At 72.0% G+C, this 11,912-nt stretch carries 13 protein-coding genes and 1 pseudogene; 6 read left to right on the plus strand and 8 right to left on the minus strand.

Features of this window, described 5'->3' with window-relative positions; genetic code table 11:
* Together ABZ565_RS34780 and ABZ565_RS34785 are read right to left on the minus strand one after the other, a co-directional pair.
* A pseudogene (locus ABZ565_RS34780) lies at nucleotides 1-67 on the minus strand (WhiB family transcriptional regulator); the annotation flags it as partial.
* A 65-nt stretch (nucleotides 68-132) separates the two neighbouring features.
* Nucleotides 133-1,383, minus strand: a complete 1,251-nt coding sequence (locus tag ABZ565_RS34785; RefSeq protein ID WP_361036186.1) for an Ig-like domain-containing protein — start codon at nucleotides 1,381-1,383, stop codon at nucleotides 133-135.
* 428 nt (nucleotides 1,384-1,811) lie between these two features.
* Between ABZ565_RS34785 and ABZ565_RS34790 the strand changes: the two genes are divergently transcribed.
* Entirely contained in the window at nucleotides 1,812-2,009 is a 198-nt protein-coding gene (locus tag ABZ565_RS34790; RefSeq protein WP_361036189.1) for a hypothetical protein, read from the plus strand.
* Between the two features lie 130 nt (nucleotides 2,010-2,139).
* On the opposite strand, the gene hutH is transcribed toward ABZ565_RS34790, so the two are convergent.
* The 5 genes from hutH to ABZ565_RS34815 form a co-directional block, all read right to left on the minus strand.
* Complete coding sequence (hutH, locus tag ABZ565_RS34795) at nucleotides 2,140-3,684, minus strand: histidine ammonia-lyase (protein ID WP_361036216.1); 1,545 nt, start codon at nucleotides 3,682-3,684, stop codon at nucleotides 2,140-2,142.
* 88 nt (nucleotides 3,685-3,772) lie between these two features.
* Entirely contained in the window at nucleotides 3,773-4,954 is a 1,182-nt protein-coding gene (locus ABZ565_RS34800) for a GGDEF domain-containing protein (protein WP_361036192.1), read from the minus strand.
* Between the two features lie 85 nt (nucleotides 4,955-5,039).
* Nucleotides 5,040-5,852 carry an enoyl-CoA hydratase-related protein gene (locus ABZ565_RS34805; protein ID WP_361036195.1) on the minus strand — a complete coding sequence of 271 codons (813 nt, stop codon included), beginning with the start codon at nucleotides 5,850-5,852 and terminating at the stop codon, nucleotides 5,040-5,042.
* Nucleotides 5,853-5,943: 91 nt separating this feature from the next.
* Nucleotides 5,944-7,125 carry an adenylate/guanylate cyclase domain-containing protein gene (locus ABZ565_RS34810; RefSeq protein WP_361036198.1) on the minus strand — a complete coding sequence of 394 codons (1,182 nt, stop codon included), beginning with the start codon at nucleotides 7,123-7,125 and terminating at the stop codon, nucleotides 5,944-5,946.
* Between the two features lie 122 nt (nucleotides 7,126-7,247).
* Nucleotides 7,248-8,150 (minus strand): biotin--[acetyl-CoA-carboxylase] ligase, encoded by a 903-nt coding sequence (locus ABZ565_RS34815; RefSeq protein WP_361036201.1) that lies wholly within the window; start codon nucleotides 8,148-8,150, stop codon nucleotides 7,248-7,250.
* A gap of 133 nt (nucleotides 8,151-8,283) precedes the next feature.
* On the opposite strand from ABZ565_RS34815, the gene ABZ565_RS34820 reads away from it, so the two are divergent.
* The 4 genes from ABZ565_RS34820 to ABZ565_RS34835 all read left to right on the plus strand — a co-directional run bounded on the left by ABZ565_RS34820 (nucleotide 8,284) and on the right by ABZ565_RS34835 (nucleotide 11,002).
* Nucleotides 8,284-9,867, plus strand: coding sequence for an acyl-CoA carboxylase subunit beta (locus ABZ565_RS34820; protein WP_361036204.1), 1,584 nt, complete (start codon nucleotides 8,284-8,286; stop codon nucleotides 9,865-9,867).
* A gap of 14 nt (nucleotides 9,868-9,881) precedes the next feature.
* On the plus strand, nucleotides 9,882-10,088 hold the full coding sequence (locus ABZ565_RS34825) for an acyl-CoA carboxylase epsilon subunit (RefSeq protein WP_361036207.1): 207 nt from the start codon (nucleotides 9,882-9,884) through the stop codon (nucleotides 10,086-10,088).
* A gap of 77 nt (nucleotides 10,089-10,165) precedes the next feature.
* Nucleotides 10,166-10,294 carry a hypothetical protein gene (locus ABZ565_RS34830; protein ID WP_018101029.1) on the plus strand — a complete coding sequence of 43 codons (129 nt, stop codon included), beginning with the start codon at nucleotides 10,166-10,168 and terminating at the stop codon, nucleotides 10,292-10,294.
* A 96-nt stretch (nucleotides 10,295-10,390) separates the two neighbouring features.
* The gene (locus ABZ565_RS34835; protein WP_361036210.1) at nucleotides 10,391-11,002 is read left to right on the plus strand and encodes a nucleoside triphosphate pyrophosphatase; all 612 of its coding nucleotides are present in this window, start codon (nucleotides 10,391-10,393) and stop codon (nucleotides 11,000-11,002) included.
* Between the two features lie 5 nt (nucleotides 11,003-11,007).
* On the opposite strand, the gene ABZ565_RS34840 is transcribed toward ABZ565_RS34835, so the two are convergent.
* Nucleotides 11,008-11,442, minus strand: coding sequence for a hypothetical protein (locus ABZ565_RS34840; protein ID WP_361036213.1), 435 nt, complete (start codon nucleotides 11,440-11,442; stop codon nucleotides 11,008-11,010).
* 372 nt (nucleotides 11,443-11,814) lie between these two features.
* Between ABZ565_RS34840 and ABZ565_RS34845 the strand changes: the two genes are divergently transcribed.
* On the plus strand, nucleotides 11,815-11,912 hold a 98-nt coding region (locus tag ABZ565_RS34845; RefSeq protein ID WP_281179312.1), incomplete at its 3' end, for a biotin carboxylase N-terminal domain-containing protein.

Genomic DNA, 11,912 nt, shown 5'->3' on the forward strand with positions numbered 1-11,912 from the left:
CGCGGCGCTCCTTGGCGCCGGCGAGGCACGCCTCGACAAGCGGACAGGTGCGGCAGAGGGACTTGGCGGCGGCACCGGACTCCGGTGCCGCCGCCTTCGGCGTACGGGGTGGGGTTCGGCCGGGCGGGCCGGTCAGGCGGTGTTGCCCGCCGTCCACTCGGCCCAGCTGAGGTTCCAGCCGTTGAGGCCGTTGGAGGGCTGGATCGTCTTGTCCGGGGAGTTCTTGACGATGACGACGTCACCGACCATGGAGTTGTTGTAGAACCAGGCAGCGGGCGTGTTGGGGTCGCCGGCGCCCTTGGCGTCCTCCAGGCCGACGCAGCCGTGGCTGGTGTTGGCCTTGCCGAAGATGCCCTTGCCCCAGTAGTTGCCGTGGATGAAGGTGCCCGACGTGGACAGCCGCATGGCGTGCGGCACGTCCTTGATGTCGTACTCACCCTTGCCGTCGTCGTCCGTGAAGCCGACGGTGGCGCCGTTCATCCGGGTCTCCTTGTACTTCTCGGAGATCACCATCTGGCCGTTGTACGTGGGGTTGTCGGGCGAGCCCGAGGAGATCGGGATGGTCTTGATCGTCTTGCCGTCCCGGGTGACGGTCATCATGTGCGTCTTGGCGTCCACCGTGGAGACCTGGGCGCGGCCGACCTTGAAGGTGACCGTCTTCTGCTGCACGCCGTAGACGCCGTCCGCGCCCTCGACGCCGTCCAGGGACAGCTTCAGGGTGACGGTCGAGCCGGCCTGCCAGTAGTTCTCGGGGCGCAGGTCGAGGCGCTGGTTGTTGAACCAGTGGCCGACGACCTCCTGGCCGCTGCTGGACGTCACCTTGATGCCGTTCTGGACGGCCTTGGTGTCGGTGATCGGCTTGTTGAAGTTGATCGAGACGGGCATGCCGACGCCGACCGTGGAGCCGTCCTCGGGGGTGAAGTTCCCGATGAAGCTGTTGGCGGGCGAGACCGTGGTGAAGGAGGAGTTCTCGTGGGCCTCGCGGCCCTTGGCGTCCTTCGCCGTCGCGTTGATCTTGTACGTGGTCGAGCGCTCCAGCTGGACGTCGGGCTTCCAGCTCGTGCCGTCGGCGGAGAGGGTGCCCTTGACGCTCTTCCCGTCGGCCGTGGTCATGGTGACGGCGGTCAGCTTGCCCTTGGCGACGGTGACCTTGGCGGCGTTGTTGATGCTCGCGTTGGTCGCGCCGTTCTTGGGCGCGATCGTTATCTGCGCCTCCGAGGTCTCCTGGGCCGCCGCCTTGTCGACGTCGGCCGCCTGGGACTTCGAGCTCTCGGGGCTCGGACCGCCCTTGTCGCCGCCGTCGTCGCAGGCGGAAAGCACCAGTACGCCGCCGAGCAGTGCGGACGCGGCCATCAGGCCCTTGCGCCGCTTGCTGTCCGTCATCACACGCTTCTCCATCGTTGCCGAAATCCCCAAAAACCCCGAACAAGGCCGCCCAACGACGAAACCCCGTCAATGTTCCAAGAACCCCTTGTACGGGATCCCCGTTCCACGTCCGTCGAATGTGTGGGGAACACCACTCTTCGACGCCGTGCCGGGGGCGGCGGTTCCCGCGTCCGCGACACGGACCGGCTCCGGTCCGCCACGAGCGGGCAGGGCCTGTGTTCCCGCAGGTCGCACCCGTCGCTCCGGGCCGCCGCAGCCGTCGCCCTCCCTCCCATTGTGCGGGACGCCGGTGGCGCCCCCCGCCGTGCACGCGTTCCCCGGCGGCCCTGCCGCCATGCCTTCCCCGTGGCCCTGGCGTGATCCGAATGACGGCCCTAGCATCGGGACGAGCCGGACTTCCGGCCGTCGCAAGGGAGACCGATTCCGTGGCCATCGCCCACCGCCCGCTCCTGACCGCCACCGCCGCGGGGGCACTGCTGTGCGCCCTGTGGTTCGTCCCGTCGGCCGACGCCACGGGCGATACGGGCGCCGCGCCCGGAGCGGTGGGCAGCGGCGCGACGACGGCCGGCGACGACGCGGGGTCCGCCGGGCTCGCGGAGACCGGCACGGTCATCGAGAACTGAACGCGCGGGGACGGTTCGCACGCGCCGGTACGGGGAAGCGGCCACCGGACCCGGTCCGGTGGCCGCTTCCCCTTTTCTGAGCCGTATGAATCCCGGGCTCTTGAGCCGTACGAATCCCGGGAGCGCCCGGTCAGGCCAGCGGCCCGGTGACCGGCTCGACCGCCGAGACCAGTCCGCCCGCCCGGACGAAGGCGTCGGCTGCCGCCAGGTCCGGCGACAGGAAGCGGTCGGGGCCCGGGCCCTCGACACCGGCGGCCCGCAGAGCCTCGATGACGGCGCGCGTGGCGGGGGCCGGGCTCAGCCCCTGCTGGGCGCGCAGCTCGACCGCGCGGGTCGCCGCGTACAGCTCGACGGCGACGATCCGGGCGAGGTTGCCGACGGCGGTACGCAGCTTGCGCGCGGCCGACCAGCCCATGGAGACGTGGTCCTCCTGCATCGCGGAGGACGGGATGGAGTCGGCGGAGGCCGGGACGGCGAGCCGCTTCATCTCGCTGACCAGGGCGGCCTGGGTGTACTGGGCGATCATCAGGCCGGAGTCGACGCCCGCGTCGTCGGCCAGGAACGGCGGCAGCCCGTGCGAACGGTTCTTGTCGAGGAGCCGGTCGGTCCGGCGCTCGGTGATGGAGCCCAGGTCCGCGGCGGCGATGGCCAGGAAGTCCAGGACGTACGCGACGGGCGCCCCGTGGAAGTTGCCGTTGGACTCGACGCGCCCGTCCGGAAGCACCACCGGGTTGTCCACGGCGGCGGCCAGCTCGCGGTCGGCGACGGTCGCGGCGTACGCGAGGGTGTCCCGGCCCGCCCCGTTGACCTGCGGCGCGCACCGCACCGAGTAGGCGTCCTGGACCCGTGGCGCGTCGTCCTGATGGTGACCGGTGAGGCCGGACCCCGCGAGCACCCGCAGCATGTTGTCCGCGCTGGCGCCCTGGCCGGGGTGCGGGCGGATGGCGTGCAGCTCGGGGGCGAGGACCTTGTCCGTGCCGAGCAGCGCCTCCAGGGAGAGGGCGGCGGTGATGTCGGCCGAGGTGTAGAGCGTCCGCAGATCGGCAAGGGCCATGATCAGCATGCCGAGCATGCCGTCGGTGCCGTTGAGGAGGGCCAGGCCCTCCTTCTCGCGCAGCTCGACCGGGGCGATGCCGTGCGCGGCGAGCAGTTCGCCGGCCGGACGGACGGTGCCGTCGGGGCCCTCCGCGTCGCCCTCGCCCATCAGGGTGAGCGCGCAGTGCGACAGGGGCGCCAGGTCGCCGGAGCAGCCGAGCGAACCGTACTCGTGGACGACGGGGGTGATCCCGGCGTTCAGCACGTCGGCCATGGTCTGCGCGACCTCGGGCCGTACGCCGGTGTGACCGGAGGCGACCGTCTTCAGCCGGAGGAACATCAGCGCCCGGACGACCTCGCGCTCGACGCGCGGGCCCATGCCGGCGGCGTGCGAGCGGACGATGTTGCGCTGGAGCTGTGCGCGCAGCTCCGGGCTGATGTGCCGGCTGGCCAGGGCGCCGAATCCGGTCGAGACGCCGTAGACCGGCTCGGGCTTGGCGGCGAGCGCGTCCACGATCTCGCGCGCGGCGGCCAGCGCGGCCACCGCGGCGGCGGAGAGCTCGACACGGGCGTTGCCGCGGGCCACGGCGATGACGTCCTGAGCAGTGGTACCGGACGTCCCCACCACGACTGTATGCATATCCATATTCAGCAGCGTACGGATTGAAACCCTTCATGTCACCAGTGGTCGGCGGGTTGGCCCCTTACGCGGATGCCGGCCGTACGGGTCAGTGCTCGGGCGGGTTGCCGCGCAGGCGGCGGCGGTCGTGCGGGGACTTCGGCGGGGAGTCCGCCAGCCGGATGACCTCGTCGTCGCGCCCCGCCACCACCGGGCGCGCCGAGCGGGCCGCCTTCGCCCGGTACTGCGCCGCGTCCGCCAGCCGGAACAGCCGCCGGGCCGAGACCACCGGGCCGATGTCGTCACCGGTGGACGCGATCCCGCAGGCGACCCCGTTGCCGAACTCGAGACCGGCCGCCCGCTCGCACAGTTCGGTGGCGACGGTGACCACCTCGTCGGCCCCGGGGCCCACCGAGAGCAGGCAGAACTCGTCGCCGCCCAGCCGGGCCGCCAGCGCGCCGGGCAGTATGGCCCCGCACCGGGACAGCACCGAGCCGAAACGTTCCAGCAGCCGGTCGCCCACCGCGTGGCCATGGGTGTCGTTGACCCACTTCAGCCCGTTCAGGTCGCAGACGACCAGGCTCACCACCGCACCGTCCGCCCGGTGCCGCTCCAGCGCCTCGTCGAGCCGCACGTCGACGGCCCTGCGGTTGGCCAGGCCGGTCAGCGGGTCCGTGAAGGCCAGCTTGCGGACCTCCTCCAGGCGCTCGGTCTGGGCGAGCCCGGCGGCCACCACGGCGGCCAGCACCGTCGCGAAGTCGGCGTCCGCCCGCCCGAAGACCGGTTCGCCCACCGGCCGTGCCACGTACAGCTCGCCCCAGGCCCGCCCGTGCAGCACGATCGGCGCGACCACACAGCACCCCCGCCCGCGCCGGCGCAGCGCCGCGACCCGCTGGTGGCAGTAGCCGGGCCCGTACCCGTGCGCACTGGCCGCCGGCTCCTCGCCCGGCTCGCCGTCCACCGGGCCCTCGGCGGTCTCCACCCAGGCGTCCGGCTCGCCGCCCCCGGCCCACCGCTCGTGCAGGAACTCGGTGATCTCCGGGAAGCGGTGGACCGGGTAGACCTCCTCCTCGGGGAACTCCTCCTCGCCCTCGGCCCGCTCACCCGCGTTGACCAGGACCCTCAGCCGGCCCCGGTCGCGCTCCCAGACCGAGAGCGCGGCGAAGCCGCCGCCCAGCGCCTCGCAGGCCCCCAGGGCGGCCGCTCGCCAGCACCCCCGGGGCGTCTGCGCCGCGGCCATCGTCTGCGCCAGCGAGACCACGGCGCGCAGTCGTGCGTCATCACCACCCATTGCGCCAGTTTAGGGCGATATGACTCCGACGATCACTCGGCGACTCCGGAGCGTGATCGTTCCGGCCGGGAACGAGCACTCAGGGTCACTCCCCCGGCCAGTTCGCCTTCCGCTTCTCGTTGAAGGCGGCCACGCCCTCCGCCCGGTCCCCGGAGAAGGCCACCGACCGCCACGCGGAGTCCTCGACCTCCAGGCCCGCCCGCAGGTCGAGCCCGTGCCCGAGCCGCAGCGCCCGCTTCGCCGCCCGCAGCCCGACCGGCGAGTTCGCGGCGATCCGGCCGGCCAGGGCCAGCGCCTCGGCCCGGTCCTCGCCCTCCGCCACCAGTTCGTCCACCAGGCCCAGCTCCCGGGCCTCGGGACCCGGCACCCGGCGGGCGCTGAAGATCAGCTCCGCGGCGCGCGCGGCCCCGACCCTGCGGGGCAGCAGCTGAGTGCCGCCGCCCCCCGGGATGACGCCGACGGAGACCTCGGGCAGGCCCACCAGGGCGGTCGGATCGGCGACGATCAGGTCGCAGGACAGCGCCAGTTCGAAGCCGCCGCCGAGGGCGAAGCCGTGCACGGCGGCGATCGTCGGCATGGGCAGCTCCAGCACACCGGTGTAGGCGGCGCGCGCGGTGGGCCGCTGGCGCACCAGGTCGGCGTCGCTGAAGGAGTTGCGCTCCTTGAGGTCCGCGCCCACGCAGAACGCCCGCTCATGGCTGGAGGTCAGAACGGTGACGCGCACGTCCCGGTCGGCGGCGAGCTTGTCACAGGCGGCGGCGATCGAGCGGGCCATGTCCGTGGACACCGCGTTCATGGCCTTAGGCCGGTCGAGAACCAGCTCGGCGACGTGATCGAGCCCCTCGTGGGCCCGGACGACGACGAACTCCCCGAACCGCTGCTCGGACGTGACGGTCATGGCTGCACCCCTGTCGGTTAACGAGCGTTACCGAAGGGATCCTAGAACTCTCCCCCGAAAGGGTGTCCGAAACAGGTCGGGCCGCGCCGGTTCAGGAACCGCGCCGGGCCAGCAGCCAGGGCTCGACCACGCCGAGGCCGCGGACCGGGCGCTGCCACATCGGCTGGAGGCCGTAGCGGTACTTCGGCACCGGGACCACCTCGGCGTCCGGACCCTCCTGCTCGGCCCGCTCGGCCGCCGCCGCGGCCTCCTCCGCCGCCCGCGCCTCGGACACCGGGGCGTCGCCCGTACGCGTCAGCTCCTCGGCGAACGCCCCGTCGACCAGCACCGCGTCCTTCGGCGCTATCGAGGTCAGCCGGCTGGCCAGGTTCACCGTCGTGCCGAAGACATCGCCCATCCGGGTGGTGACCGTGCCGAAGGCGATGCCGACCCGGAGCGCCGGCATGGTCTCGTCCACGGTCATCGCCTCCACGAGGCGCAGCGCGATCTCGGCCGCGGTCCCCGCGTCGTCTGCGGCGAACAGGACCTCGTCGCCGAGGGTCTTGATGAGCCGCCCGCCGTGCGCCGCGACCAGGTCGGCGCAGGTGGTCTCGAAGGACTCGACCAGCTCGCCGAGCTCCTCCTCCTCCAGGCGGCGGGTGAGCCGGGTGAAACCGACGAGGTCCGCGAAGCCCACGGCGAGGCGCCGGTCGACCATCTCGTCGTCGTCGGCCGCCTGCACGACCCGGCCCGTGGCGGCGGCGAGCTGGCGCCGCCACACGTACACCAGGAACTCCTCCAGCTCGGGCAGGAGCAGTTCGACCAGGGGGTACGTGACCTCGGTGCGGGTCATGCCCGGTTCCGGGGGCTCGGTCAGGCCCTCCAGGAAGGAGTCGATCTGCCATTCGGCCAGTCGGGCGGTGGTCTGCCCGGTCGACCGGGCGACCTGGATCGCCATCGGCTCGCTGAGCAGCCCGGCCTCCACGAGACCGGAGAGCCGCCGCAGGGCCAGCACGTCGGCCTCGGTGAGCGCCTTGGCCTGCCCGATGTCCGCGAAGCCCATGGCCCGCCAGAAGCGGGAGGCCAGGTCCATCGAGACGCCGGCCGTGCGGGCCGCCTGGAACGGCGTGTAGCGGCGGTCGGCGCCCAGGATCAGCTGTTCGAGCCGGATCGCGAGGGGGTCGTCGGTCGGCTCGGCCGTGTGGTCGACTTCGTGGTGCGGTGTGGCGTGCACCGAGGAGTCCGGTGACGACTGCTGCGCGCCATCGCCGGAGGTCGTGTCGTCGACGGTCACCAGCCGCCTCCTGCCCGTTCCCTGCGCACTGCCCTGCCGATCTGTCCGTCGGTGGATCACCTCAACGATACGGCAGGTGTGCCCTACCTCACGTCCTCAGGGCGCGAGGCAGGACCCGGGGGTCAGGTCAGGCCGCCCGCCACGCCCCGGAGGTGCACGATGTCGCCCGCGGAGACCGGTTCGCGCAGTCCGTCGCCGGTGGACAGGACGAGCCGCCCGTCCCCGTCGACGGCGACGGCCTCGCCGGTGAGCGTGCGGTCGCCGGGCAGCTGGGCCCGTACGGCCTTGCCGAGGGTCGCGCAGCCCGCCGCGTACGCCTCCTGCACCCCGCTCGCGGCCGCGTCGCCGTCCGCGTCGCGCCAGAGCCCGTACCAGTGCTCGATCGAGCGCAGGACGCCCCGCAGCAGCGTCTCGCGGTCGGTGGAGACCGCGCCGGCCAGGGCGAGGGACGCGGCGGTGGGGGCGGGGAGTTCGTCGGCGCGCAGCGAGACGTTGAGGCCGATGCCGATGACGACGCCGTCGCCGGCGCGCTCGGCGAGGATGCCGCCGGTCTTGCGCTCCTCGCCGGATGGGGTCTCCCCTGGACGGAGCTTGTCGGAGTCCTTGGGGATGGTGACCAGGAGGTCGTTGGGCCACTTCAGGGCCATGTCGACGCCCGCCGCGCGCGCGAGGCCGGTCGCGGCGGCGACGCCGGTGAGCAGCGGCAGCCAGCCCCAGCGCTCGGCGGGCACGTCCCCCGGGGTCAGGTAGACGGAGAAGAACAGGCCGGAGCGGGCCGGGGCGGTCCAGGTGCGCTCCAGGCGCCCCCGGCCGGCGGTCTGCTCCTCGGCGACGAGGACCGTGCCCTCGGTGAGGCCCGCCGCGCGCGCGGCGAGGTCGGTGTTGGTGGAGCCGGTGGAACCGACCACGTCCAGGGCGGTCCACAGCGAGCCCGGCCGCAGCAGTCCGCGGCGCAGCGCGGGGACGTTGAGGGGCGGCCGGTCCAGGTCCGACCAACGGCTCTGTGGCGCATCCGAAGGTGTCATGCAAGCCACCCTAGGTGTGTCAAAGGACGCACTGCCGAACCGTATCCGCGCCGATACGCTACGGCTCAGTAGCTGGTCGCCAGCAGATCAGCAGCCAAGTCGTCCCCGTGACCAGGCAGGGAGCCGCCACCCGATGTCCGAGCCGGAAGAGACCGACATCCACACGACCGCGGGCAAGCTCGCGGACCTGCAGCGCCGTATCGACGAGGCGACCCACGCCGGGTCGGCGCGCGCGGTGGAGAAGCAGCACGCGAAGGGCAAGCTGACGGCGCGCGAGCGCGTCGGCCTCCTGCTCGACGAGGGTTCCTTCGTGGAGCTCGACGAGTTCGCCCGGCACCGCTCGACCAACTTCGGCATCGAGAAGAACCGGCCGTACGGGGACGGCGTCGTCACCGGCTACGGCACGGTCGACGGCCGTCCCGTCTGCGTGTACTCGCAGGACTTCACCATCTTCGGCGGCTCGCTGGGCGAGGTCTACGGTGAGAAGATCGTCAAGGTGATGGACTTCGCGCTGAAGACCGGCTGCCCGGTCATCGGCATCAACGACGGCGGCGGCGCCCGCATCCAGGAGGGCGTCGCGGCGCTGGGGCTCTTCGCGGAGATCTTCCGGCGCAATGTGCACGCCTCGGGCGTCATCCCGCAGATCTCGCTGATCGTCGGCCCGTGCGCGGGCGGCGCGGTGTACTCCCCCGCGATCACCGACTTCACGGTGATGGTCGACCAGACCTCGCACATGTTCATCACGGGCCCCGACGTCATCAAGACGGTCACGGGCGAGGACGTCGGCTTCGAGGAACTGGGCGGAGCCCGTACGCACAACACCACCTCGGGCGTCGCGCACCACATGGCGGGCGACGAGAAGGACGCCATCGAGTACGTCAAGTCGCTGCTGTCCTACCTGCCGTCGAACAACCTCTCGGAGGCCCCGGCCTTCCCGGAGGAGGCGGACCTGACGGTCGGCGACGAGGACCGCGAGCTCGACACGCTGATCCCGGACTCGGCGAACCAGCCGTACGACATGCACACCGCGATCGAGCACGTGCTGGACGACGGCGAGTTCCTGGAGACCCAGGCCCTGTTCGCGCCGAACATCATCACCGGCTTCGGCCGCGTCGAGGGCTACCCGGTCGGCATCGTCGCCAACCAGCCGATGCAGTTCGCCGGCTGTCTGGACATCAACGCGAGCGAGAAGGCGGCCCGCTTCGTCCGCACCTGCGACGCGTTCAACGTGCCGGTGCTGACCTTCGTGGACGTGCCGGGCTTCCTTCCGGGCGTCGACCAGGAGTACGGCGGCATCATCCGGCGCGGCGCCAAGCTGATCTACGCGTACGCGGAGGCGACGGTCCCGCTGATCACGGTGATCACGCGCAAGGCGTTCGGCGGCGCGTACGACGTCATGGGCTCCAAGCACCTGGGCGCCGACATCAACCTCGCCTGGCCGACCGCGCAGATCGCCGTCATGGGCGCGCAGGGCGCGGTGAACATCCTGCACCGCCGGACGATCGCCGCCGCAGAGGACCAGGAGGCCACGCGCGCCGAACTGATCGCGGACTACGAGGACACGCTCCTCAACCCGTACGTGGCGGCAGAACGCGGATACGTGGACGCGGTGATCATGCCGTCCGACACCCGGGCACACGTGGTCAAGGGCCTGCGCCAGCTCCGTACCAAGCGTGAGGCGCTGCCGCCCAAGAAGCACGGCAACATCCCCCTCTAGAAAGGGTCCTGGCCATGATCAAGGTCGTACGGGGCAACCCGACCCCGGAGGAACTGGCCGCCGCGCTCGCGGTCGTCCAGGCACGTGCCGCCGCGGTGTCCGCCGCGCGGTCCGGCACCCCGGAGCCGCCGGCCGGCTGGTCCCACCCGAGCCGCCTGGCCCGGCGCGGCCGCCACCTGCCGGGCCCGCGCGCCTGGGCCCGTACGTACTGGCCCGCGTAACCGCTGGTGACGCGTGGGGCGGCGGTTGAGTACGCGTACTCAGGCGCCGCCCGAGGCCCCCGCAGCAGGATCGAAGCATGCTCTGGTCCGACCCCGAGAACAAGCCCCCCAAGGAACTCCGCGACGCGGAGACGATGATGCGCCGAGCGGGACTGATCCTGGCCCTGGCGATGGTCGTCGCGATGTTCGTCCTGGGCACGCGCTGAGACGAAATCAAGCCCCTCCGGCCAAACCAAGCCCCTCCGGCGATTGAGGAGCGGGGGTCCGGGGGCGGCGCCCCCGAAACGGCCCGCGTCCGTACGATGGCGCGCATGACCGCACCCCGCCGCCTCGTACTCGCCTCCGCCTCCCCGGCCCGCCTCGGCCTCCTGCGCCAAGCGGGCATCGCCCCCGAGGTCATCGTCAGCGGCGTCGACGAGGACGCCCTCACCGCCGACACCCCCGCCGAACTCGCCCTCGTCCTCGCCGAGGCCAAGGCGGCCGTCGTCGCCGCGCTCCCCGAGGCGGCCGGCGCCCTGGTCATCGGCTGCGACTCGGTGCTGGAGCTCGACGGACAGGCGCTCGGCAAGCCGGCCGACGCCGAGGAAGCCACCGCCCGCTGGAAGTCGATGCGCGGCCGCGCCGGAATCCTGCGGACCGGGCACAGCCTGACGGACACCACGACCGGCCGCACGGTCTCGCGGACGGCGTCCACCACGGTGCGCTTCGGGGAGCCGACGGACGCCGAGATCGCCGCCTACGTGGCCTCCGGCGAACCGCTGCACGTGGCGGGGGCCTTCACCCTGGACGGGCGCTCGGCGCCGTTCGTGGACTCCATCGAGGGCGACCCGGGCAACGTCATCGGGCTCTCGCTGCCGCTGCTGCGCCGCCTGCTGGGCGAACTGGGGATCGCGGTCACCGACCTCTGGACCTAGAGGCGTCAGGCCGGCTCGGGCTCCGGCTCGGGCCCGGCCGTCTCGGGCCCGTACGCCACCAGGGCGAGCACGATCAGGCCGAGCACCACCATCATCCAGGCGAACGCCGCCCAGCCGACGAGTCCGACCGTCAGCGCGCCGAGCACGCCGTGGACGACCGCGCAGCAGATCAGCACGATCCGGGCGACGCGCCCCGGAGCCCGGTCGCGGGCGCCCGTCAGCACGAGGAGTACGGCGCACAGGAGCAGGAAGAGCCCGGAGACCCCGCCGAGCACCCAGGTGCCCTTGGACATCGCCCCGGGATCCGTACCGGCGAGTGACATGTCCTGGTTCTTCACGACCGTGCCCAGGACCACGTTGATGATCACGATGCCCACGGCTTCCACGGCCAAGACGAGCGCGGCCAAGAAGGCCACCAGCCTGCGCACCACGACACTCACCCCCTGTTACCAGCAGTACGTGCAATAGCGCGGACCCTACTAACGGGTAATGGCCACGACAAGGGCCGTGCGCAACCCGGACGCGCCCCCGCCTCTCCGGGCTTTCGTGGGTCGGGCAAAGAATTGCCCACCCCTTAGTGGGAACTCCACAAAGAATTACCGTAAGTCGCTGCCCGTGCCGATAGAGACCTGGACCACACCTGGTCGCTACTGTGCGGGTTCAGAACCCGGCGTACCGTGGTGGCACAAGGGATTTCGCGACTCGAGCACACCTCGAATCACACTCCGTGTGGGCAAGCTCACCATTGGGGACGGGTCGTAGGACCGTGTCGGTAGTCCCTAAACTCAGCTTGTTTCAAGGAGGGAGCCATCGTGCGCAAGGTGCTCATCGCCAATCGTGGCGAAATCGCTGTCCGTGTTGCCCGGGCCTGCCGGGACGCGGGTATCGGCAGCGTGGCCGTCTACGCCGA

The sequence above is a fragment of the Streptomyces sp. NPDC016469 genome (assembly GCF_040632905.1).
Classification (GTDB): Bacteria; Actinomycetota; Actinomycetes; order Streptomycetales; family Streptomycetaceae; genus Streptomyces.